Annotated in this window: 22 protein-coding genes and 1 pseudogene; 2 read left to right on the top strand and 21 right to left on the bottom strand. The window is 31.2% G+C overall.

Going from position 1 to position 23650, the window contains the following annotated elements; genetic code table 11:
- Positions 1-71 precede the first annotated feature (71 nt).
- The gene (gene rpsN, locus ACUV9F_RS00115) at positions 72-341 is read right to left on the bottom strand and encodes a 30S ribosomal protein S14 (RefSeq protein ID WP_446183665.1); all 270 of its coding nucleotides are present in this window, start codon (positions 339-341) and stop codon (positions 72-74) included.
- Between the two features lie 148 nt (positions 342-489).
- Between rpsN and ACUV9F_RS00110 the strand changes: the two genes are divergently transcribed.
- Positions 490-705, top strand: a complete 216-nt coding sequence (locus ACUV9F_RS00110) for a P8 family protein (protein WP_446183664.1) — start codon at positions 490-492, stop codon at positions 703-705.
- A gap of 20 nt (positions 706-725) precedes the next feature.
- On the opposite strand, the gene ACUV9F_RS00105 is transcribed toward ACUV9F_RS00110, so the two are convergent.
- From ACUV9F_RS00105 to gnd, 4 genes are all read right to left on the bottom strand, one after another.
- Positions 726-1130 carry a GtrA family protein gene (locus tag ACUV9F_RS00105; protein ID WP_446183663.1) on the bottom strand — a complete coding sequence of 135 codons (405 nt, stop codon included), beginning with the start codon at positions 1128-1130 and terminating at the stop codon, positions 726-728.
- Between the two features lie 99 nt (positions 1131-1229).
- Positions 1230-2582 (bottom strand): gluconate:H+ symporter, encoded by a 1353-nt coding sequence (locus ACUV9F_RS00100; RefSeq protein ID WP_446183662.1) that lies wholly within the window; start codon positions 2580-2582, stop codon positions 1230-1232.
- A gap of 69 nt (positions 2583-2651) precedes the next feature.
- Positions 2652-4202 carry a gluconokinase gene (gntK, locus tag ACUV9F_RS00095; RefSeq protein WP_446183661.1) on the bottom strand — a complete coding sequence of 517 codons (1551 nt, stop codon included), beginning with the start codon at positions 4200-4202 and terminating at the stop codon, positions 2652-2654.
- An 11-nt stretch (positions 4203-4213) separates the two neighbouring features.
- Complete coding sequence (gene gnd / locus ACUV9F_RS00090) at positions 4214-5116, bottom strand: phosphogluconate dehydrogenase (NAD(+)-dependent, decarboxylating) (RefSeq protein ID WP_446183660.1); 903 nt, start codon at positions 5114-5116, stop codon at positions 4214-4216.
- A gap of 133 nt (positions 5117-5249) precedes the next feature.
- Here gnd and ACUV9F_RS00085 point away from each other — a divergent pair, with 133 nt between their 5' ends.
- Positions 5250-6110 (top strand): MurR/RpiR family transcriptional regulator, encoded by an 861-nt coding sequence (locus ACUV9F_RS00085; protein WP_446183659.1) that lies wholly within the window; start codon positions 5250-5252, stop codon positions 6108-6110.
- Positions 6111-6123: 13 nt separating this feature from the next.
- On the opposite strand, the gene ACUV9F_RS00080 is transcribed toward ACUV9F_RS00085, so the two are convergent.
- The 16 genes and pseudogenes from ACUV9F_RS00080 to dnaA form a co-directional block, all read right to left on the bottom strand.
- Positions 6124-6378, bottom strand: a complete 255-nt coding sequence (locus ACUV9F_RS00080) for a hypothetical protein (RefSeq protein WP_446183658.1) — start codon at positions 6376-6378, stop codon at positions 6124-6126.
- 90 nt (positions 6379-6468) lie between these two features.
- Positions 6469-7542: an ABC transporter permease gene (locus tag ACUV9F_RS00075; protein ID WP_446183657.1), complete on the bottom strand. Its 1074-nt coding sequence runs from the start codon at positions 7540-7542 to the stop codon at positions 6469-6471.
- A pseudogene (locus ACUV9F_RS00070) lies at positions 7539-8228 on the bottom strand (ABC transporter ATP-binding protein); the annotation flags it as partial. The pseudogene ACUV9F_RS00070 and the gene ACUV9F_RS00075, both read right to left, overlap by 4 nt.
- Before the next feature lie 113 nt (positions 8229-8341).
- Positions 8342-9628, bottom strand: coding sequence for an adenylosuccinate synthase (locus ACUV9F_RS00065; protein WP_446183656.1), 1287 nt, complete (start codon positions 9626-9628; stop codon positions 8342-8344).
- Between the two features lie 111 nt (positions 9629-9739).
- Positions 9740-11119 (bottom strand): replicative DNA helicase, encoded by a 1380-nt coding sequence (gene dnaB, locus ACUV9F_RS00060; protein WP_446183655.1) that lies wholly within the window; start codon positions 11117-11119, stop codon positions 9740-9742.
- A 19-nt stretch (positions 11120-11138) separates the two neighbouring features.
- Complete coding sequence (gene rplI / locus ACUV9F_RS00055) at positions 11139-11591, bottom strand: 50S ribosomal protein L9 (protein WP_446183654.1); 453 nt, start codon at positions 11589-11591, stop codon at positions 11139-11141.
- 14 nt (positions 11592-11605) lie between these two features.
- On the bottom strand, positions 11606-13600 hold the full coding sequence (locus tag ACUV9F_RS00050; protein WP_446183653.1) for a DHH family phosphoesterase: 1995 nt from the start codon (positions 13598-13600) through the stop codon (positions 11606-11608).
- A 112-nt stretch (positions 13601-13712) separates the two neighbouring features.
- The gene (rpsR, locus tag ACUV9F_RS00045) at positions 13713-13955 is read right to left on the bottom strand and encodes a 30S ribosomal protein S18 (protein WP_446183652.1); all 243 of its coding nucleotides are present in this window, start codon (positions 13953-13955) and stop codon (positions 13713-13715) included.
- Between the two features lie 28 nt (positions 13956-13983).
- On the bottom strand, positions 13984-14478 hold the full coding sequence (gene ssb, locus ACUV9F_RS00040) for a single-stranded DNA-binding protein (protein ID WP_446183651.1): 495 nt from the start codon (positions 14476-14478) through the stop codon (positions 13984-13986).
- A 46-nt stretch (positions 14479-14524) separates the two neighbouring features.
- Positions 14525-14818: a 30S ribosomal protein S6 gene (gene rpsF / locus ACUV9F_RS00035; protein ID WP_446183650.1), complete on the bottom strand. Its 294-nt coding sequence runs from the start codon at positions 14816-14818 to the stop codon at positions 14525-14527.
- Positions 14819-15012: 194 nt separating this feature from the next.
- Positions 15013-17484, bottom strand: a complete 2472-nt coding sequence (gene gyrA / locus ACUV9F_RS00030) for a DNA gyrase subunit A (RefSeq protein ID WP_446183649.1) — start codon at positions 17482-17484, stop codon at positions 15013-15015.
- A 14-nt stretch (positions 17485-17498) separates the two neighbouring features.
- Positions 17499-19466: a DNA topoisomerase (ATP-hydrolyzing) subunit B gene (gene gyrB / locus ACUV9F_RS00025; RefSeq protein ID WP_446183648.1), complete on the bottom strand. Its 1968-nt coding sequence runs from the start codon at positions 19464-19466 to the stop codon at positions 17499-17501.
- Positions 19467-19468: 2 nt separating this feature from the next.
- Positions 19469-20599 (bottom strand): DNA replication/repair protein RecF, encoded by a 1131-nt coding sequence (gene recF / locus ACUV9F_RS00020; RefSeq protein WP_446183647.1) that lies wholly within the window; start codon positions 20597-20599, stop codon positions 19469-19471.
- A 2-nt stretch (positions 20600-20601) separates the two neighbouring features.
- Positions 20602-20817: a S4 domain-containing protein YaaA gene (yaaA, locus tag ACUV9F_RS00015; RefSeq protein WP_446183646.1), complete on the bottom strand. Its 216-nt coding sequence runs from the start codon at positions 20815-20817 to the stop codon at positions 20602-20604.
- 186 nt (positions 20818-21003) lie between these two features.
- Positions 21004-22137, bottom strand: a complete 1134-nt coding sequence (dnaN, locus tag ACUV9F_RS00010; protein ID WP_446183645.1) for a DNA polymerase III subunit beta — start codon at positions 22135-22137, stop codon at positions 21004-21006.
- Positions 22138-22303: 166 nt separating this feature from the next.
- Positions 22304-23650 carry a chromosomal replication initiator protein DnaA gene (dnaA, locus tag ACUV9F_RS00005; RefSeq protein ID WP_446183644.1) on the bottom strand — a complete coding sequence of 449 codons (1347 nt, stop codon included), beginning with the start codon at positions 23648-23650 and terminating at the stop codon, positions 22304-22306.

Raw genomic sequence — 23650 nt, 5'->3', positions numbered from 1 at the left:
TACGACAATGTCGTAGCTTTTTTGTATTATTCTATTTTTTAAATATTATTAAAATCCACACAAAGTAAAAATTACCAACTAGCTTTTTTAACTCCTGGAATTTTCCCAGCATGCGCTAATTTTCTAAAATTCAATCGACTCATACCAAACTTACGCATATAAGCATGTGGTCTACCATCTAATTCATCGCGATTATGTAACCTTGTTGGACTAGCGTTTCTTGGTAATTTTGACAATCCTACATAATCCCCATTATTTTTTAATTCTTGCCTAATTTCAGCATATTTGGCAACAGTCTCTTGTTGTCTTTTTAACTTTGCAATTTTTGACTTTTTAGCCATAATTTCTCCTTACTATAATGAATCAAGTGGTATTAAATCATATATTTAAAAAAATAACAATTATTTGCTTTTAGTTAGCCAAAGTACTTACCAAATCGTCAATTTAGACCTATACTAGATTTGTAATTAATGAAGGAGGATTTTAACAATGACAGATGTAGAAAAAACATTAACTTTGGACAAGAAGATGAACGAAGTTTTTAGTTGGAGCGACGATACCACTCCTGTTCGCGACGCTTTGTGGAATCACTTCATGGATGATAATAATAAAGATACTATGAAAACCATGGACGAAATGAAGAAGTTTGAAAATATGGATGACAGCGAAGTTGCTAGCGCTGCAGAAAAATTATTAAAAAAATAAAAAGAGTCTAAAGACTCTTTTTATTTTTGCTTAAAGATAAATAATTTACTAAATATATAATTAATAATAACTATTATTACGTTATCAATTAATTTAACTATCAAACTATTACCACTCATTAATGTAATTCCAACGTACAATATCACTGCTTCAACACCTAATGAAAACACTCTTGCGGCAAAAAACGAAATAAGTTCTTTAAAAATTCTCGAAATATCCCAACTTCGAGAATTAAATACATAATATTTATTAGTTATATATGCAAATAGTACTGATAAAAACCAAGCTATTAAGTTAGCCACTTGATAATTAAGTGGCAAAACAATGGTAAAAACTGCATATACAATATAATTTACTGCTGTCGTTGCTACTCCAAAAATTATATAGTTAATTAATTCTTTATATTTTATATATATATCTTTCATTAAATCTTGCCCTTTAGTTTATTTATTTTCTATCATACCAATAAATTATAAACAAATAAAAAAAACCTTGAAATATATCAAGGTTTTTTTAATATCTTTTTATACAAATAAACTTAATAATAATACAATTCCCAAACCAACTACAGAAATAATTGATTCTAAGACTGTCCAAGTTGATAATGTTTCTTTAACTGATAAGTCAAAGTATTCTTTGAACATCCAAAATCCTGCATCATTAACGTGTGAAGCGGCTAAACTTCCTGCACCAATAGCCAAAACCATTAAAGAAGGATCAACCCCTGCTGATTTCATCAATGGCAAAACTAATCCTGCAGCTGTTAAAGAAGCAACAGTTGCCGATCCAAGAGCAACACGTAAAACAACAGCAATCAACCAACCTAAAATTAATGGAGATAGATTTACACCGCTAAATAGTTTTGTAACGGCATCACCAACTCCACCGTCAATCAAAATTTGTTTAAATGCTCCACCACCACCAATTACTAGTAGCAACATAGCAATTGATTTAACAGCATCTTCAAGCGTATTCATTATTTCAGGTGTCTTAATGCGACGAGCCCATCCCATTGTATACATTGCTACTAATAATGAAATTGTCATTGAAATAGCTGGTGTACCAATAAATGCGATGATACTATCTAGCATTGATGGATTTTTTGGTAATGCTCCATGATTAAAAATCATTTGATAGATTGTAGTAATAGCCATTAATAAAACTGGAAATAAAGAAGTTAAAACACTAATACCAAAACCAGGAGTTTCTTCTAAATTAAATTTTTTCTGAGGTCCAAGAGCAGTTAAATTTCCAGTACGTTCAAATGCATCAGGAACTAATTTGCGTGCTACTTTTGTAAAAACGGGTCCTGCAATAATAACTGAAGGAACAGCTACAATAATTCCATATAATAGCACGTGACCTGCATTAGCATTAAGAGCAGCAGTTATAGCTGTTGGAGCTGGATGAGGTGGCAAGAATCCATGTGTTACTGAAAGAGCTGCAGCCATTGGTATTCCTAGATACAAAATAGGAACTTCAGCTTCCAATGCAATAGCAAATACGATAGGAACCAACAATACCATACCAACTTCAAAGAATAACGCAATTCCAATAATAAATGATGCCAAAACAATAGCAATTTGAAGTCTTTTTTTACCAAACTTTTCAATCAAAGTATGTGAGATTCTATAAGCGCCACCTGCATCAGCAACCAAACGGCCTAGCATGGCACCAAATCCAAATACTATTGATAACTCCCCTAATTGTCCACCAATACCATTTTGAACACTAGTAGCAATTTTAGTAAGTGGCATTCCAAGACCAACACCCACAATCATAGCAGTCAATACAAGTGATACAAACGTGTTAATTTTAAATTTAATAATCAATGCTAATAAAATAGCAATTCCCACTAATAAAACTAAAAATTCCATAAGATTTCTCCTTTATAATTAAAAGTCAGCGCTTACAATATATCCCCAATAAAAACCCGCAACGCGAGCTTATTTTTCTTCTTTTTTCTTAGTATGAGTACGTTGAAATTCTGCTATTTCACTGTATTCATCTTTGAATTTTTTAGTCAACCTAATCCATATAGGAAGTAAATCTCTATATGCTTCAAAGTTCTTCTCATTTGGTTTATGAACGTTAGTTACACCAATCATATCCTTAACAGCAGATAAATCATCAACATATCCTAAACTATACATTCCCATAACGGCAGCCCCAAGACATGAGCTTTCAAAACTTTCAGGAATAGTTACATTTTGTTCAAATACATCTGCAAGCATTTGACGCCATAATTCTGATTGTGCAAAACCACCTGTCGCTTGAATACTCTTTGGCTTGCCAGCAATCCCTTCAATCATTAACATAACCATATAAAGATTGTAGACAATTCCTTCAAGAGCAGATCTAACCATATGTGCTCTAGTATGTTGACGAGTTAATCCGAAAAATGATCCTCGAGCATCTGCATCCCAAATCGGAGCACGTTCCCCTCCTAAATATGGATGGAACAATAACCCATCTGAACCAGCTGGAATTTTTTCAGCAATTTCAGTTAAGATATCATACGTTGAAACTTGCATTTGCTCTGCCGTGATTTTTTCAGGTTGGAATAATTGGTCCCTTACCCAGCGAAAAATAATTCCACCATTATTTACTGGTCCACCTACAACCCACTTATCTTTTGTTAGGGCATAACAGAATAATTTTCCATTAGGATCAACTATTGGTTTGTCAACAACTACACGAACGGCACCACTAGTACCAATCGTAACAGCCACAACTCCAGGATCAATTGCATTGACCCCTAAGTTTGAAAGAACTCCATCACTTGCCCCAAATACAAACGGCGTATCCATTGGAATGCTTGTAACTTTACTTGTAGTCATATTCATATTAGTAATCTGATCTGTTGGTTCTACTAATTCAGGTAATTGATCACGAGTAATTCCAGCGACTTCAAGAGCTTGATCATCCCAATCAAGATTAAAAATATTAAATAATCCTGTTGCTGAAGCAATTGAATATTCCATTTTATATTCTTGAAACATTCTAAAATATATATAAGTCTTGATATCAATAAATTTCTTAGCATTGTCAAAAATATCTTTATGTTCATTTCTAAGCCAAATAATTTTAGATAATGGAGCCATCGGATGAATTGGAGTTCCTGTGTGAGAATATATCTCTTGTCCCACACCACTTGCAAGTAATTCCTCACTATATTTTGCAGCACGATTATCAGCCCAAGTTATAACTCTAGTTAAAGGTCGATCGTTTTCGTCCATTAAAATTAAACTGTGCATTGCTGATGAGAAACTAACACCTTTCAATTCTCCAGGTTGAACATTTCCCTTACGCATGACTTCGAACAGTACGTCAGTAACTGTATTAAATATTTCCTCAGGGTCTTCTTCGGCCATTTCTGGCGTGTCTTGATACAAAGGATATCCAATATTAGAGTAAGCTTTAACATTACCCTTCATATCATATAAAACAGCTTTTGTACTTGTCGTTCCGATATCTGCACCAATAATATATTCCATAATACTACCTCTTATTTCTTATCAACGGCATGACCACCGAATTCATTTCTTAAAGCTGCAACTACTTTTCCAGTAAATGTATCATCTTCCATTGAGCGATAACGCATCATCAATGATAATCCAATAACTGGTGTTGCAATTTGTTGTTTTAATGCTTCGTCTAAGGTCCATTTACCTTCTCCAGATGAATGCATAACTCCTTTTATTTCATCTAAATTAGGATCTTTTGAAAATGCTGACTGAGCAAGTTCCATTAACCAACCTCTTATTACTGAACCATTGCTCCAAACTTTAGCAACAGCTTCATTATCATAATCAAACTGACCATGTTCTAAAACATCAAATCCTTCGGCAATTGCTTGCATCATTCCATATTCAATCCCGTTATGAACCATCTTTAGATAGTGTCCACTACCAGCTTTTCCTGTATAAAGATAGCCATCTTTTTGAGCTATACCTTCAAATATTGGTTTCAAATATTTTTCAAATATATCTTTATCATCTCCACCAATCATGAAATTACCATCTTTGTTAGCACCACTCATTCCACCTGATGTTCCTGCATCAAAAAAGTTAATCTCTTTTTGTTTAAGAATTTCATTATGTCTTAGTGAGTCCTCAAAAAACGAATTTCCTCCATCAATTAAGATGTCACCTTTGGACATTTTTTCACTCAAGACATTTATTGTTTCATCAGTTGGTTTTCCAGCAGGTAACATACTCCAAACAATTCTTGGACTATCCAGTTGTTTTAATACATCATCAAGGTCTACTGCCGGACTTGCACCTAATTCACTTGCTTTTTTTACTGAATCTTTATTCAAGTCAAAAGCAACAACCTCATTATTGTTTCTCAAAAGATTTTCTACAAGGTTTAGACCCATTTTTCCTAAACCAATCATTGCTATCTTCATAATTAATTCCCTCTTTTACTTGTTTCTTAAAAGCACAAAAACATTATATGAAAAAATTTTTCTTTTTGCAACCGTTTACAAGAAAACTTTTTTCATGTACTATATTAATTGAAAGTTGAAGGTAAAAATCATTATGGTTGATGAGCTAAATTCATTAATAAAATCATACTATGAAAATCTAAATGGTAAATACAAACAAATTGCTGATTACATTTTAAACAACGAAATAGATGATAATATATCAATACAGATTTTGGCAAATAATTGTAACGTGTCGACTGCAACTATTTCAAGATTCTCTAAATTACTAGGTTTCAAAAATTTTCAAAGCTTGAAAATTGCCCTTTTAAATCATCAAGCTCAACAAAATAAATATCCTATTTATCACGGAATTGATAAAGAAGACTCCTATGTTGCAATGGCAAAAAAAATTTTTTCTGCTAATTCTGCAGCTCTTAATTCAACCGCATCCTTATTGAACGAAAAATCATTAAAAAAAGCAGTTGATCTTATAATCAATTGTGATAATTTGTGTCTATTCGGACTAGGTGCTTCTGGTATTGTCGCACAAAATGGTTATCACAAATTCTTAAGAACAGCAATAAAAGTTGATCACACTACTGACTATCATATGCAATTAATGCAAGCAACTAGACTAAACTCTAGTGACTGTGCAATCATAATTAGTCATAGCGGAGAAAATAAAGATATTTTAAAAATTGCTGCAGTTTTACAAGAAAATAAAGTTCCAATGATTGTAATTACAAGCTTTGGAAATTCTTCTATAACAAAATTTGGACGAGTTAATATATTGTCTATATCTGAAGAAAAAAATTATCGTGTTGAAGCACTTCATGCCTTAATAGCACAAATGAGTATAGTCGATAGCTTATTCATGATGACAACAGTTAAAAGTGGTAAAAAAAACGAGAAAATCTTTTCAGCAATACGGAATGAAATTGATAAAACAAGGAACAAAAAAAGCACAGATTAATGTGCTTTTTATTTTATAAAACTTTACTTGCATCTGGAATTCTTTCACTGTTTTCCGACTTACTTAATGTTGCTTCACTACTATCATTAAGTATAAATGAATCAACAGCCTTACATCTAGGACAAGTTAATTCAATTTTAAACTTCTCAGAGCCATCATCATTCGTTCCAATTTTTTCTTTTTTACTAATTAGCATTGCAGGATGCTCACAATTAAAACACATAAATTTTAGCATTCTACGTTCCACAAATTCATCAGCTACTGACATATTAACACTCCTCCTTATATTTCTATATTCATTTTAATATGTAATCTCGTTTTTTCATAATATCTAATACTATTTCCCGGGAAATAATAACTATACTTTTCGATATTTTTTTAATCCAATAATATTTAGAAATGTTAATGCTATCCCAAAAATAATTAGAATGAATAAATCAAACCAAATTTTTTCTATTGGGGCACCATTCATAATAATTTGCGTTTGAGCGTCTCCAGAATATTTAATTGGTAAAATATATGAAATATATTTTACCCAGTCAGCCATTGTATCAACAGGAATAAGTCCAGAAAAAAATATCTGAGGTATTATTATTATCGGTATAAATTGCATCATTTGAAACTCTGATTGAGCGAATGTCGACATGAGAATTCCAAAAGATAAAGCTACAAATGCTAGGATAACATTAACTATAATTATATTTACAACACTTCCAACAATTTCTAAATTTAAAATATATATTGAAGAAATGACAATTACGAAAGTTTGTAATATCGCAAGAATTCCATAACTGAGCATATATCCAAACACAATCTCATATCTTTTAATAGGAGTAGCCAATAATCTATCTAACGTTCCACTCGTTCTTTCTTTTAATAAAGCCATTCCCGAAATTAAAAATACAAAGAAAAACACAAAAAATCCTATTAAAATTGGAATCATTTTTGCGAAAAATCCTGTATCTTTATTGCCATATACATAATGATTATTTATATTAATTTTATTCTTATTTTGATCTGTATTAATCTTGCTTACTGTTTTTAATTGTGCAATTTCAGCGATTGTAAACGCTTCTTTTAATGACGATTTAGCTTTTATAGTCTTACTAGAGTCAATATTTTCATAGATTATATCAAATTTTTTCCCACTCTGTTTAACAATAGAATCAATTTTTTGTGATTTCATGGCTTGTTTTGCTGTCTTAAAAGACGCATATGACTTAGTCTTAGTGTACTTTATATCATTTAACTTTTCTTTTATGTTAGGGGATAAATTAACCGTTCCTATTGAAGTATATACATTATTATTACTAGTAAACATTAAGTTAAGCATGAATAATATTAGTATGGGAGCTACAAACATTAAAACTAATGTTCTTTTGTCACGAACTAGTTCTTTGAATACTTTATTCATAATAACAAACGATTTCATTTTTCACTGCCTTCTACTTTCAAAAATGCTTCTTCAATAGTGTTAACTTTATAACTTTCTTTAATTATTTCAGGACTATCAAAAGCAATGATTTTGCCATTTGATAATAGTGCAATTTTATTTGTTAGCTCTGCTTCATCCATTGCATGAGTAGTAATTAATATAGATCTATTTCTATTTTTTAGTACACGTAGTTCATTCCAAATACTTTTCTTTAATAACGGGTCTATGCCTACAGTAGGTTCATCAAGAATCAATAATTGTGGATCTCCTAGTAAGGATATTGCTAATGATAATCTTCTTTTCATACCTCCTGAATATTCTTTTACTCTTTTTTTTAAATCTTTTTCTAGTCCAACTGTCTCAGAAACATGGCTTACTGATTGTAAAATCATTTTTTTAGGGATATTTTTCAATTTTGCAAAAAATATCAAATTTTCTAGTCCTGTTAGCATTTCATACAATGCATCAGATTGCGCCATATATCCTATATCCTCTAACAATTTTCTGTCAGGAGTTTTTTTATTGAATACAATAACATCTCCTTTTTCACTTTTCTGCATTCCAAGAATTATTTTTATAATTGTTGATTTCCCAGCACCCGATGGGCCTATAAGTCCGACAATTTCACCTTTTTTTAAACTTAAATTAATATTTTTTAATACAGTTTGCTCTCCAAACTTTTTTTAATATAAGTATTTCTTCCATTAATATTGCCTCACGACTAATGTATTTATCTACATTATAAAAAAAAGACTGAAATTTATCAGCCTCTTTTTCAATTGTTTCATGTGAAACACTAGTTTTTCCATACATTATTTTTTAAAATGGTTTGATTTCTATTTGGACCAACTGAAATAGTCGCAATTTTTGCACCTGTTAAATCTTCAATTGTCTCTATATACTTCTTAGTATTTTCAGGTAGATCATTATAATCTTTTATATTTGTTATATCTTCAGTCCAACCAGGTAACTCTTTATATATAGGTTTGCATCTTTTTATTTCATCAATTGTTGCTGGATAATAATCAATTTCCTTACCGTCTAATTCATATGAAGTACAAATTTTAAGTGACTCAAGATTTGTCAAAACATCTAAAACGTTTAGCGCGATATCAGTTACTCCCGATACTCTAAAAGCATGTCTTAAGACAACTGTATCAAGCCAACCTACACGTCTTGGTCGTTTAGTAACAGTCCCATATTCATGTCCATTTTCTCTAATAAAGTCCCCTATTTCATCGTCAAGTTGTGTTGGGAAAGGACCATCGCCAACTCTGGAAGTATAAGCCTTAACTACTCCGACAACTTTATCAATTTTATTAGGTCCAACGCCCGCTCCAATAGAAACTCCGGCAGCTGGATTAGATGATGTTACGTACGGATATGTACCTTGATCAATATCAAGCATTATTCCTTGAGCACCTTCAAACAATATATTTTCATTTTTATCAATAGCATTATTAAGTAATAAAGATGTATCAGTTACCATATTACGAATTTGATCTGCATATTGACTATACTCATGATATATATCATCAAAATTCATTGGTTTACTATTATATAAGTCAGTAAATTCTTTATTTTTAATATCTAAAGTTTCTTTAAGTCTATTTTTAAATACCTCTGGATTCAACATGTCAGCAATTCTAATACCAATTCGTGATGCTTTGTCCATATATGCAGGGCCTATTCCACGATTAGTCGTTCCAATCTTACTATCGCCTTTAGCCTCTTCTTGTAATTGATCTTCTTTTATATGATATGGAAAAATAACATGCGCGCGATCTGAAATCTTCAAATTTGAAATATCAACTCCAGATTCTTTTAAGGAATTAAGTTCTTCAATCATTGTCTTAGGATTTATTACTACTCCGTTTCCAACAACAGTTACCTTATCTTTATATAAAATTCCAGATGGAATTAAACGTAATTTATAAACTTTTCCATCTACATCAAGTGTATGACCGGCGTTATCTCCACCTTGATATCTTGAAATAATATTTGCATCTTTACCTAAAAAATCAGTGATTTTTCCTTTTCCTTCATCTCCCCACTGACTTCCTACAATAACAATTGTACTCATAAAAATCCTCCTATATCTTATTTCCGAATTAACTCTATCATTATAAACATAAAAATGCAATATTTCCGAACATTATTTTATAAGATATAAAAAAAGGCTATGATATACGAATTAGTCCGCATACATAGCTATATTGGAAAATTTATTATAAGATTTCACAAATAATAGTTTGGCAGTTCCTCTTGGGCCTGATCTATTTTTACTTATAATTACTTCAACTTCTCCTACATCTTGATTTGCATTGTCGCTACTTGACTCATCAGAATCATCATCTGAAGAATCCGTATCATAATAATCATCACGATATAAGAATGCGACGATATCAGCATCTTGCTCAATAGAACCAGATTCACGAATATCAGATAATACTGGTCTTTTATCTTGTCTTTGCTCCACGCCACGAGATAATTGTGAAAGTGCAATTACTGGTACATGTAACTCTTTAGCTAATTTTTTTAACTGTCTCGAAATTGCTGAAACTTCTTGTTGTCTATTCTCTTGACCAGTTCCTTCAATCAATTGTAAATAATCAATAATTATTAAATCCAAACTTCCGGTTTCTTTTTCTAATCGTCGACATTTAGCCCTAATTTCAGACATTTTTACACCTGGGGTATCATCAATATAAACTGACGTTTTGGATAGACTTCCCATAGCAACAATTAAATTTTGCCATTCATTTTGATCAAGCTGTCCTGTTCTTAAATGATTTGCATCAATACTTCCTTCAGAACAAAGCATACGGCTTACTAATTGTTCAGCACTCATTTCCAATGAAAAAACGGCAACAGTAGCATTACTTTTTGTTGCTACATTTTGAACAATATTTAAAGCAAAAGCTGTCTTACCGACGGCTGGACGTGCAGCTAATATAATTAATTCATCATCATGCAATCCAGTCGTTAGCCTATCTAGTTCTTTAAAACCAGTTGATAGGCCTGTAACTTCATCACTATCATTAGAAAGATCTTCAATTTCTTTTAGTGAGTCTGATACAACATCAGAGATTTTTTTAAAGCCGCCTTCATTAATTCCTTCAGACACATTCATAATACTTTTTTCAGCATTAGCAAGTATATCATCAATATCATCATTTTCATCAAAGCTACTTGTTACAATATCTGATGCTGCAGATATAAGACTTCTTAAAGTGGACTTACTCTTTACAATTTTTGCATAGTAAATAACATTAGATGCAGTAGGTACAGCTTCTGTTAATTCAGCAATATAGCTCGCACCGCCGACATCTTCTAACTCATTATTTTTTTTAAGTTCGTTAACTATTGTAATCGCATCAATTGCTTCATCACGATCATTTAAAGTCATCATAGCTTTAAAAACAAGTTGATTTGCATGCTGATAAAAATCTTCTGGAACTAAATACTCGATTGCGTCAATAAGTGCTCCAGAATTTAAAAATATAGCTCCTAATACAGATTGTTCGGCAGCTTTATCATTTGGAGGAATTCTATTCCCAAAGTCATTATTCATTACTATATTCCCTTTTTAATTACTCAGCTACAACATGTACTCTAATAGTAGCAGTTACATCATTATGTAGTTTTACTTTAACATTTGTATAACCTAAAGTTCTAATTGGTTCTTTTAAATCAATTTTTCTTTTATCAACTTGTATTTCATATTGTTTTTTTAGAGTTTCAGCAATTTGTTTACTTGGTATTGAACCAAATAATCTACTATCTTCACCAGCTTTTGACTTAATTTCAACTATAGTAGAATCATCTTCTATTTTACTCTTTAAATCTTTAGCTATTTGTAAATCTTTTGCTTCCAGCTTTTCTTCTTTTTTTTGTTTCCCTTTTAATTCACTTATTGCTTGTGCATTAGCCTCCTTGGCTTTACCATTCTTGATTAAAAAATTTTGTGCAAAACCATCAGCAACTTCTTTTACTTCTCCTTTTTTTCCTTTTCCTTTTACATCTTCTAAGAAAATAACTCTCATTTTAATTTCTCCTATTATTTATCACTATTTTTTAAGATATCAATTAACTGATTCTTAACTTCTTTTGTATCTTTACCTTTGATTTGAGTAGCGGCATTAGAAAGATGACCACCGCCTCCCATTTTTTCCATAACAATTTGAACATTCAAAGAGCCTAAACTTCTTGCAGAAATACCAATGACATCATCAGAACGACGGGCAATTACATAAGAGGCCTCTATATCACTTAATGATAATAAAGTATCTGCTGCTTGAGCAACAACTACAGGATCATAAATTTCATCATCTGATGCACAAATAGCGATATTTTTATCAAACATTTCAACAGACTCAATTAACTTATTCTTTTGAATAAATGAATTTATATTTTCTTTTAGTAATTTTTGAACCGTAAGCTCACTAGCTCCCAATGATCTTAAATAACTAGCTGCGTCAAAAGTTCTAGTTCCAGTTCTTAATGAGAAAGATTTTGTATCTACAGTTATTCCGGCTAACATAGCTGTAGCTTCAATTTTATTCACTTTTGTTGTGTCTTTTGGTTGATATTCTAGCATTTCAGTTATAAGTTCACATGTAGAAGAAGCGTAAGGTTCTATATAAGCTAACATCATATTTTCAGGGAATTCTTCACCTCTTCTATGATGATCAACTAATACGATTCTACCATTTGCTTTATCAATTAAATCTGAATTAATCGATATACTTTGCTTAGAATGGTCAACCAATATAAGTAGGCTATTCTCATCAAATTCTTCATTAGATTGAGCAATACTAATAATGCTCTTATCAATTTCCTCGTCTTTTCTTAGTTCTTCTCTAAGACGTTTAACATCAGTATGAATATTATTTTCATCAAAGATAATTTTACAATCCTTGCCATTCATTTCAGCAATTCGTCTTATTCCTAAACTTGCTCCTAATGAGTCCATATCAGATCTTTCATGTCCCATTACAAACACTTTATCTGAATTGATTAATACTTCTTGAAGTGCTTGACTTATCATACGAGCTCTAACTCTAGTTCTCTTTTCCATAGGATTAGACTTTCCACCAAAAAATCTTGCCTTATCATTTTCAGACTTAATAACTACTTGGTCACCACCACGTCCTAAAGCTAAGTCCAAATTACTTTGCGCCTGTTTAGCTAAGGAAATAAGATTTTCACTTCCATAAGCTATTCCCACACTCAATGTTAATGGTGAATTTTGTTTCAAAGTTTCTTCTCTGATTGTATCTAGAATACTAAATTCATTTTTCTCAATTGCCTGTAAATTTTTCATATAAGCAATAATTAAAAATCTATCGGATCCTAATCTTTTCAAATAAACGTTATATTTATTTGCCCAGTTTGTTAATTGATTGGTAACAAAATTATTAAGATTAGATCTTGTTCTATCGGTCATATTTTGGGTTACTTCATCATAGTTATCAATAAAAATTTGACCCATTGATATTCTAGTATTGTCATAAGTTTTTTCAATATCATTATACTTGGAGATATCATACAAATAAATTGTCTTGAGCTCAGTATTTATAAAAGCCTCATATCCCTTTTCATTAATATTTATCACAATAACTTCATTAGAATTATCAGAATCAATTAGACTTGAAATTTCTTCACTTAAATCCTCTACTTTAACATCTATCAAATCTTTATCATCAAAATAACTTTGAAACTTAGGATTTATCCATTGGATTTTTTTATATTTATCATACAGTGCAATTCCCAATGGCATATTCACAATTGCTTCTTGCTCACCACGATTTAATCTATAAGACATATCAGAAGCAATATGCTTTATACTTTTTTCCATGACATAGTATAAGTATAAAACAAGAAACGCCATTGCAAAATTGATTGCAGACAGTATAACTCCAAACAATGGATTAACAAACAATCCAATAAGTGCCGAAATAACTGTTATAACAAATATAATTGTTACTGCGGTTGTTAGTGCTGGAGAATTTTTTAATAGAGTTAAATTATATTTTTCTAATATTTTTTTCATAAATATCCTCTATATACTATTTTATATACCTTACAATTTTACCACACAAACTAACTAATTGATTGAATAGAAAAAGGATCGCACTATGAGTACGACCCTTTAAATAATAATTTTAGTCTTCAGCAACGAATGGTAATAAAGCCATAATTCTAGCTCTTTTAATTGCTGTTGTTAAACTTCTTTGATTCTTTGCACTAGTACCAGTTACTCGACGAGGTAAAATTTTACCACTTTCTGAGATGAATCTCTTAAGTAATTCAGTATCTTTGTAATCGATATATTCAATGTGGTTAGCTGCAATAAAATCAACTTTACGGCGTCTACGTCCGCCACCACGTCTTTGTTGTTGAGCCATGGATTATTCCTCCTATAATATTAAATAATTAGAATGGTAAATCATCATCTGAAATATCAATTGGTTGACTATTGTCAGCAAATGGATCTGCTTTTGCATCAAAAGCATTATCATTGTTATTATTTTCATTACCATTATTAGAAACATTATTGTAAGAATTGTTGTTATTATTTGGAGCTGATGAAGGTCTATTTTCAGTTGCTGATTTTGATTCTAGCAATGAAAAATTATCTACAACAACTTCAGTCACATACACTCTTTGACCTTGTTGATTCTCATAAGATCTAGATTGTAAACGACCATCAATTCCTACTAATGATCCTTTTTTTGTGAAATTAGCAAAGTTTTCTGCAGCCTTTCTCCAAATAACACAGTTAATGAAGTCAGCTTCTCTTTCACCTTGCTGATTTGTAAATTGACGATTAACAGCAATTGTAAAACTAGCAACTGCTGCACCGTTGGCAGTATATCTCAAATCAGGGTCACGTGTCAGACGACCAACCAATACAACTCTATTAATCATAAATATCTGCCTCCTTTATTTGAAATGTTTCATGTGAAACATTAAATTAATCTTCGCGTTTAACAATCATTTGACGAAGAACTGATTCATCAATCTTTGCAAGACGGTCAAATTCGCTAGTAGCTTGTGTATCATTAGCGTTAATGTTTGTGATATGATACAAACCTTCATGATAACCAGCAATTTCATATGCTAGACGACGTTTTTCCCAGTCTTTAGATTCAATGATCTCAGCACCATTGTCTTTAAGAATTTTATCAAACTTATCAACAACTGCGGTCTTACCTGCTTCATCAAGATCAGGTTTGATGATATATGTAATTTCGTAATGTGCTGCCATTTTGGCACCTCCTCTTGGTCTAATGGTTCCTATATAAATAAGAACAAGGAGCACGGAACTAATTAAAGTTCTAATACTCACAGTAAAAGATAATACCATATTTCTTTGATAATATCTATAAAAAAATCATAAATGCTCTGACACGTGATACTTAATTAAGTATACATATCAAATTACGCATTTATGATTATTTTTTATTCATCATTATCTTCGCTTATTTCTTCATCGGTTTCTTCTGGAGCTACCTTAGCCATCGTAGAAACAATTGCATCATCATCGACTCTTATTAGTCTTACTCCTAAAGTTGCACGTCCGGTTTGAGAAACGTCCTTTGCGTGGAAACGAATCATAACACCTTTATTAGTTATTAACATGATATCTTCATCACCATCAACAACTGTTAATCCTGCTAATGGACCATTTTTTTCAGTTACATTAACAGTCTTAATTCCTTTTCCACCACGACCCTTAACAGGATATTCACTTGCAAGGGTACGTTTACCATATCCATTTTCTGATATAACAAGCACTTCTGATTCTGGTTTCAATATAGAAGAACCAACAACATAATCATTTTCTCTTAATCTAATACCTCGAACACCTGATGCAGTTCTACCCATCGTTCTTACATCAGTTTCATTAAATGTAACTGCATATCCTAAATGAGTTCCAATAAAAATAACCTGTTTTCCATCTGTTAGATATACATCTTTTAATTGATCTTCATCTTTTAAAGTTATTGCTCTTAAACCATTATTACGAATATTACTAAATTCATCTACTGACGTTCTCTTAACAGTTCCTTGTTCTGTAACAAAAAATAAATTTTTCTCTTCATTATCAGAATCTTTGGGAACATTAATCACAGTTTGAACAGATTCATTAGAATCAATTCCTAATAAATTAATAATTGGAATTCCTTTTGCTGTACGACCATATTCTGGAATTTCGTATCCTTTTGATTTATAAACTTTACCACTATTTGTAAAGAATAATAATTGATCATGAGTCGAAGTATAAACTAAATGTTCAATGAAATCATCATCATGAATTCCCATTCCTTGAATACCACGTCCACCACGATTTTGAACTTTAAATTCATCTGCTGATAGACGTTTAATATATCCATTATGGGTTAACACAATCAAAATATTTTCTTCTTCAATTAAATCTTCATCTTCAAGACTCAAAACTTCACCTACAAGAAGTTCTGTACGTCTTGGATCTCCAAATTTTTCTTGAATTTCTAAAAGTTCTTCATAAATAATTTTGTCAATGCGTTCAGGTTTAGCCAAAATATCTTTTAAATCAGCAATTTTTGCTACTAAATCATTATATTCCGCTTCAACTTTATCTCTTTCAAGTCCTGTTAACCTAACGAGTCGCATGTCAAGTATTGCTTGCGACTGCTTATCAGAAAGTTTGAAATTTTCTATTAATGAATTCTTAGCTATCTCAGAAGTCTGTGATCCTCTAATGATTCTAATTATTTCATCAATATGATCTAAAGCTATTCTCAAACCTTCTAAAATATGAGCTCTTGCTTCAGCTTTTTTTAAATCAAAACGTGTTCTTCTTTGAATTACTTCCTCTTGATGAGCAAGATATTTTAAAAGAATTTCTTTTAAAGATAGTACTTTAGGTGCTCCTTCAACAATAGCAACCATGTTAAATCCAAATGATGTTTGAAGTGAAGTTTGTTTAAACAAGTTATTTAAAACAACAGTAGCACTCATATCTTTTCTGATTTCAATAACAATACGCATTCCATCACGATCAGATTCGTCATTTAAATCAACAATACCTTCTAATCTTTTATCACGAGCAAGCTCTGCAATTCTTTCGACCAATCGAGCCTTATTAACCATATATGGAAGTTCAGTAACAATAATTTTTTCTCTTCCATTTTTGGTAGTCTCTATCTCTGTTTTTGCACGTAAAGTAATACTACCTTTACCTGTTTCATATGCTTTTCTAATACCTGATTTACCCATAACCAAACCACCAGTTGGAAAATCAGGTCCAGGTAATACACTCATTAAATCAGCTGTTGTTGCTTCTTTGTTATTCATTAATATATGAATAGCATCAATAACTTCTTTTAAGTTATGCGGTGGTATATTGGTTGTCATACCAACAGCAATACCCGTTGCACCATTAACTAGTAAGTTAGGAAATCTTGCTGGTAAAACTCTTGGTTCACGTTCAGTTCCATCATAATTTTCTTGAAAATCTATTGTATCTTTATTAATATCACGAAGCATTTCAAGCGTAATTTTACTCATACGTGCTTCTGTATAACGCATAGCAGCGGCTGGATCACCATCAATTGAACCAAAATTACCATGTCCGTCCACCAGTAAATAACGATAACTAAAATCTTGTGCCATACGAACCATTGATTCATAAATAGCACTGTCACCATGGGGATGATATTTTCCCATTACATCTCCAACAATACGTGCTGATTTTTTATAAGGCTTTTCAGGTGTAACACCTAATTCATTCATTCCATATAAAATACGTCTATGAACGGGTTTTAAACCATCTCGGACGTCTGGTAATGCACGTGCAACAATAACACTCATTGCGTAGTCCAGGAATGATGTACGCATTGTTTGTGACAGCTCAATTGTATTAATTCTACGGTCTATCTCATCACTCATTAAATCTTACCTTCCTAAATGTCCAAGTTATTAACAAATACTGCATTTTCTTCAATAAATTCTTTTCTTGGTTCTACTTTATCACCCATCAACATTGAAAATACTTTATCAGCAGCTACAGCATCATCAATCTCAACACGATCAAGTCTTCTATTTTCTGGATTCATAGTTGTTTCCCAAAGCTGTTCAGCATCCATTTCTCCAAGACCTTTATACCTTTGAATTACTGGTTTTGGACTTGGTTGTAAGGTTCCAAGAACTTCTTGTAATTCTTCATCAGAGTCAATATACTTCATCATTTTTCCTTGACGCACTTGATACAATGGTGGTTTTGCAACATAAACATATCCTGCTTCAACAATTGGGCGCATGTATCTATACAAAAGTGTTAATAATAGTGTTCTTATATGCGCTCCATCAACATCAGCATCAGTCATCAAAATCAATTTATGATATCTAGTCTTAGAAACATCGAATTCTTCACCAAATCCGGTTCCCATAGCAGTAAATAATGAACGGATTTCTTCATTAGCTAAAATCTTATCCATACTTGCTTTTTCAACATTTAGGATTTTTCCACGAATAGGTAAAATAGCTTGAGTTAAGCGGGAACGGCCTGATTTTGCTGAACCACCAGCTGAATCTCCCTCAACAATAAATAATTCCGAAATTTCAGGATCTTTACTAGAATTATCAGCTAATTTTCCAGGTAAATTACTTATTTCAAGACCAGATTTTTTTCTTGTAACTTCACGAGCACGTTTAGCTGCAAGACGAGCTTTTGAAGCTAAACTACCCTTTTCAACAATTTGTCTTGCTACCGTTGGGTTTTCTAACATAAAACGCATAAAGGTTTCACTAAATGTTTTATCAGTTACTGACCTAGCATCTGAATTTCCTAATTTTGTTTTTGTTTGTCCTTCAAACTGTGGATCTGGATGTTTAACAGATACAACAGCAGTCATACCTTCACGAACATCATCACCTGATAATTTTTCATCACCTTTTAGTAATGAGTTTTTCTTAGCGTAGTCATTAATAACTCGCGTTAATGCTGTCTTAAATCCTGACTCATGTGTTCCACCTTCATAGGTATGAATATTGTTAGCAAAAGTCATCAAGTTGGAATGATAGTCATTAGTGTATTGCAAGGCAACTTCAACATTAATTCCATCTTGTTGACCTTCAACATATATTGGTTCAGGAAATAATACTTCTTTATTTTCATTCATGAATTCAACATAACTTTTGATTCCACCTTCATAATGAAATTCAGTCAACTCAGGATTTTCTTTACGCATATCAATAAACGTTATTTTTAATCCCTTATTTAAAAATGCTAATTCACGAATTCTTGTTATTAAAATCTTATCGTCATAGACGGTTGTTTCAGTAAATATATCTTCATCAGGAACAAAGTGTACTTTTGTACCATGTTCATGTTCAGGAGCATCACCTATAACTTTCATTGGTGTCTTAACTTTACCTAATTCAAAGTCTATGTAGTATCTTTTACCATCTTTAGTTACAACTGCATCAAGTTTTTTAGATAAAGCATTAACAACAGAGGCACCGACACCATGAAGTCCACCAGATACTTTGTATCCTCCACCGCCAAATTTACCTCCAGCATGAAGAACAGTGAAGACTGTTTCAAAAGCTGGTTTCCCTGTCTTTTTTTGAATATCAACTGGTATTCCACGTCCATCATCAGTAACAGTAATACTATTATCTTTTTCAACAACAACATCAATTCTAGTTGCAAATCCAGCTAAAGCTTCATCAATACCATTATCAATAATTTCCCAAACTAAATGGTGTAGTCCTTGTGAGCTAGTTGAACCAATATACATGCCCGGACGTTTTCTTACAGCTTCTAGCCCTTCTAAAACCTGTATTTGACTGGCATCATATTCTCTTGCTTTTTCTTCTTTTTCTTCAATTAATTCTTCTTCAGAAATATTTGTCTTATCTTCAGCCATATCTAATTATTTTCCTCTCTACTCTTTATTATTCGACCACCATCAACATTATATATTTGCGGATTTTTCACAATTTCTTTATTAACTCCATCAATACTTGTTGTAGTTATAAAAGTTTGAATATTATCTTCAATTGCCTTTAGAAGTTGAGTCTGTCTATTTTCGTCTAGCTCAGACAACACATCATCTAACAAAAGAACAGGGTAATCGCCAATTACATCTTTTATTAATTCAACTTCGGCAAGTTTCATGCTTAAAATAACGGTTCTTTGTTGTCCTTGTGAACCAAAATCTGAAACATCTCGTTTATTTATCAAGAATGCAATATCATCGCGCTGAGGACCTAACATTGTTGTTCCTGCCCGTATTTCTTTGTCATAGTTTTTATGATAATTATTTTTCAAATCATTATATATTTTTTCTTTATCATCCAAACTAGCATCAAAACTATTAGTTTTATATAAAATTTTTAAAGACTCTTTATCTTCAGTTAATTTTGTATGCATAGACTGCATATATATTTCTAACTTCTTTAAAAATTTTTTTCTTTCAACAATTATTTCAGTTCCAAACGCTGCAATTTGATCTGTTAATACATCTAAATAAATCTTATCTTTAGTAACTTTTTTTTGAAGTTGTTTTAAATAATTATTTCTTTGACGTAATATTTTTTTAAACTGACTAAAGTTAGATAAATAGCTTCGACTAATTTGTCCAATTTCCATATCTAAAAATCTTCGCCTTTGAGTAGGATTTCCCTTAATTAAATTCAGGTCTTCTGGTGCAAATAAAACAATATTCAAGTTTCCAACATAGTTAGAGAGTTTTTTTTGCTCTAGATTATTAGCTTTTGCTTTTTTACCTGCTTTACTAATTATGAGTTCTAATTTCTCACTATTAGTATTTTTTTCAATTCTGGCATTAATTCTAGCAAAATCCTGACCCCATTTAATTAAATCCTTATCATCAGAAGTACGATGACTTCTTGCTAATGCTAATACAAAAAAAGATTCTAAAAGATTAGTTTTTCCTTGAGCATTTTTACCAATAAACACATTAATATTAGGTGAAAATTCTGTTTCCAAGAATTCATAATTTCTAAAATTTTTAAGCGAAATTTTTTTAATATACATAGCTAGTCACTAACTATCTTAATAGTTTCATTATCTTCAATTTTCACTTCATCACCATTACGAATTTTTTTTCCACGACGATTTTCTAATTCACCATTTAAATAAACTTGATATTCTTGCAAAAAATATTTTGCCTGTCCACCTGTTGAAATAACTCCTGCTTCTTTTAGTAATTGACCAAGAGTTATAAATTCCTTAGTGAGTACGAATTCTTGCATTCTTTACCCCTTTTTATTTTGATTCAAATAATAAATACGTTCTTATATATTATAAACTTTTTTTGATATAAAAACAATGTTATAAGCTATATATAAGCATTATGAGCTAATTTAGTCTTATTTGGTATAAATATATTAAAAACATAAAAAATCGCTCATATGAGCGATTTTTTATGTTTAAAGTAATTAATATGTTCTTACTGGAGTTATAAGCTGAACAAAATTATCATCTTCATTTTGAGGTTCAATTGTAAAAGGATGTAATGGAGATGTAAATTTCATCACAATTTCAGATGTTCCAAGTACTTTTAGAGAATCTTTTAAATAATCAGGGTTAAAAGATATTTCTAAGTCTTCCCCTTCAATTTTTTTAAATTGAACATTTTCTTCAACTGTTCCAACTTCAGGAGAATTTCCATAAATAGTTACACTATTTTGTAAAGTATTAATTTGCAATTTAACAACATTATTTCTACTTTCATGTGAAAGCAATGATGCACGTTCAACAGAGGCTAACAATTCTGTTGCATCAAATACAACGTTAGTATTTGATGATTCAGGAATTAATCTATCGGTTTCAGGGTAGTTTCCCTCTAATAATCTTGAATAAAATAATGTATCTCCTAAGCTAAATAGGACTTGATTTTCAGAAATAGACATCTTTATTTCTGACAAATCATCATTAATTGTTCTAGTTAATTCTAATAAGCTTTTTCCCGGAATAATAAAGTCATAATCACTTGAACTATCTAACTGCACAACTCTTTGTGATAAACGATGACTATCAGTAGCAACTGCTTTTAATTTGCCATCCTTAATTTCAAAATTAACACCAGTTAAGATTGGTCGACTTTCTTGATTAGAAACCGCAATTACAGTTTGGCTAACTACTTCTTTTAAAAGATCAGTAGATAAAACAATTTGATTATCTGTTGCTACTTCTGGTAAATGAGGATAATTAATAGCATCAATACCATTTATAGTAAATTCTGATTTTCCAGCTGAGATAATTGTTTGTTTATTTTCCAAAACTTCGATATTTAAAGTATCACCTGGTAATTTTTTTATAATTTCATTAAAAAATCTGGCAGGCAATACAATAGATCCTAAAGAATTAATCATTAAATTATTATCAGCATTTTCTTGTGTAATAAAAGTTGTTATTGAAATATCAGCATCACTACCTGAAATAGTTAATCCATCATCTTTAAGTTCTAAATAGATACCAGAAAGTATAGGAATAGTAGTTTTTGAGCTAATTGCTCTTAATACTGTATTTACATTATTTGAAAAGATATTTTTGTCTATAGAAAATTTCATATGATGCTCCTTTATATATTATTAATAATATTAAGTAGTAATAGTAGTAATAGTAGTAGGCCCTGTTAATTCTGTTGAAAATTAGGCTAAGCCCCGTTATAAAAAGATATACACATGTTAATAACTATTGTGGATAACTAGTGGAAAAAATTATATTTATACACAACTAGTTTTTTAGTTCATTTTTTAAATCATTAACCATTTTTTTTAGTTCTGTATCAAGTTTTAATTCTTCAGAAATTTTATCACATGAATGCATTACTGTTGTATGATCTTTGCCACCGAACTCTTGACCGATTTGTGGAAGAGATTTATCGGTAAGCTCACGAGATAAATACATTGCAATTTGTCTAGGAATAACAATAGAATGTACTCTTTTTTTTCCTTTAATATCTTCTACAGATATTTTAAAGTACTTTGCAACTCTTTCTTGTATTCGAGTAATTGTTAATCCTTTTTTCTTTTTAGAAAGCTTCAAGCCCTTCATTGCGTCTGCAGCTAAGCTAGTTGTAATATCGGATTTTTGTATTGTCGAATATGCTTGTACTCTTACCAATGCTCCTTCAAGTTCGCGAACATTACTATCAATTTGTCCTGCTATATAAGAAAGGGTTTCGTCAGGAATTTCTAAATTTTCATAATCGGCTTTTGTTCTTAAAATAGCAATTCTTGTTTCTAAATCAGGAGCAGTAATATCAACTGATAGTCCCCACTTGAATCGTGATACAAGTCTTTCTTCCAATTTAGGAATTTCATTTGGTAAACGATCTGATGTAAGAACAATTTGCTTTTTATTATTATAAAGTTCATTAAAAGTATGAAAAAACTCTTCTTGAGTTCCTTCTTTGTCAGCAAAGAACTGAATATCGTCTACCATTAAAAGATCAACATTACGATAAGAATTTCTGAATTCATCTTGAGTTTTATTTTGAATTGAATTTATAAAATCATTAGCAAATGTCTCACTAGTTACATATTTTACATTGGCACTTGGATTTTTATTCAGTAGTTGATGACCAATAGCTTGCATTAAGTGAGTCTTACCTAAACCAACGCCCCCATAAATGAACAAGGGATTGTATAAAACACCAGGTTCTTCAGAAACCACTAAAGCAGCAGCATGTGCCATTTGATTACCAGAACCAGTAACAAAGGTTTCAAAAGTATACTTACTATTTAAATGGGCAGCAGGGGCTTTAACCTCGGGTGTTGTTTCTTCTTGTTCATTTTCAGAGTTATTAGTTGGGTGTTCTGATTTAACTTGGATAATTGGCGATATATCGGTTGAATATAACTCAAAAGCTGCTTCGACTACTTTATTCGCTAGATTTCTTTCCCAATAATCTTTATGTAAGGCTAGAGGGACTTCAATAATAATATTTTTTTCATTTAGTGAAATAGGAGTTGCAGTTTGTATCCAAGTTGAATAACTAACAGGTGAATATTCATTTTTTAATTTTTCTTCTAGATAGGCCCAGAAGGTTTCTAAATCTAAATTACGATTTTCTGACAC

It is taken from the genome of Daquilactobacillus linshuiensis (genome assembly GCF_052828685.1).
This window is presented reverse-complemented; position numbering and strand designations above follow the sequence as displayed.

Excerpts from the sequence above, each read along its gene's own strand:
- ACUV9F_RS00075 (WP_446183657.1), bottom strand. The coding sequence starts at position 7,542 with ATGAAATCGTTTGTTATTATGAATAAAGTATTCAAAGAACTAGTTCGT.
- ACUV9F_RS00105 (WP_446183663.1), bottom strand. The coding sequence starts at position 1,130 with ATGAAAGATATATATATAAAATATAAAGAATTAATTAACTATATAATT.
- ACUV9F_RS00080 (WP_446183658.1), bottom strand. The coding sequence starts at position 6,378 with ATGTCAGTAGCTGATGAATTTGTGGAACGTAGAATGCTAAAATTTATG.
- gyrA (WP_446183649.1), bottom strand. The coding sequence starts at position 17,484 with ATGAGTGATGAGATAGACCGTAGAATTAATACAATTGAGCTGTCACAA.
- recF (WP_446183647.1), bottom strand. The coding sequence starts at position 20,599 with ATGTATATTAAAAAAATTTCGCTTAAAAATTTTAGAAATTATGAATTC.
- ssb (WP_446183651.1), bottom strand. The coding sequence starts at position 14,478 with ATGATTAATAGAGTTGTATTGGTTGGTCGTCTGACACGTGACCCTGAT.
- gnd (WP_446183660.1), bottom strand. The coding sequence starts at position 5,116 with ATGAAGATAGCAATGATTGGTTTAGGAAAAATGGGTCTAAACCTTGTA.
- ACUV9F_RS00085 (WP_446183659.1), top strand. The coding sequence starts at position 5,250 with ATGGTTGATGAGCTAAATTCATTAATAAAATCATACTATGAAAATCTA.
- ACUV9F_RS00110 (WP_446183664.1), top strand. The coding sequence starts at position 490 with ATGACAGATGTAGAAAAAACATTAACTTTGGACAAGAAGATGAACGAA.
- ACUV9F_RS00050 (WP_446183653.1), bottom strand. The coding sequence starts at position 13,600 with ATGAAAAAAATATTAGAAAAATATAATTTAACTCTATTAAAAAATTCT.
- dnaN (WP_446183645.1), bottom strand. The coding sequence starts at position 22,137 with ATGAAATTTTCTATAGACAAAAATATCTTTTCAAATAATGTAAATACA.
- gyrB (WP_446183648.1), bottom strand. The coding sequence starts at position 19,466 with ATGGCTGAAGATAAGACAAATATTTCTGAAGAAGAATTAATTGAAGAA.
- dnaB (WP_446183655.1), bottom strand. The coding sequence starts at position 11,119 with ATGAATAATGACTTTGGGAATAGAATTCCTCCAAATGATAAAGCTGCC.
- rplI (WP_446183654.1), bottom strand. The coding sequence starts at position 11,591 with ATGAGAGTTATTTTCTTAGAAGATGTAAAAGGAAAAGGAAAAAAAGGA.
- ACUV9F_RS00065 (WP_446183656.1), bottom strand. The coding sequence starts at position 9,628 with ATGAGTACAATTGTTATTGTAGGAAGTCAGTGGGGAGATGAAGGAAAA.
- rpsN (WP_446183665.1), bottom strand. The coding sequence starts at position 341 with ATGGCTAAAAAGTCAAAAATTGCAAAGTTAAAAAGACAACAAGAGACT.
- ACUV9F_RS00100 (WP_446183662.1), bottom strand. The coding sequence starts at position 2,582 with ATGGAATTTTTAGTTTTATTAGTGGGAATTGCTATTTTATTAGCATTG.
- yaaA (WP_446183646.1), bottom strand. The coding sequence starts at position 20,817 with ATGCAAGAATTCGTACTCACTAAGGAATTTATAACTCTTGGTCAATTA.
- gntK (WP_446183661.1), bottom strand. The coding sequence starts at position 4,202 with ATGGAATATATTATTGGTGCAGATATCGGAACGACAAGTACAAAAGCT.
- rpsR (WP_446183652.1), bottom strand. The coding sequence starts at position 13,955 with ATGGCTCAACAACAAAGACGTGGTGGCGGACGTAGACGCCGTAAAGTT.
- rpsF (WP_446183650.1), bottom strand. The coding sequence starts at position 14,818 with ATGGCAGCACATTACGAAATTACATATATCATCAAACCTGATCTTGAT.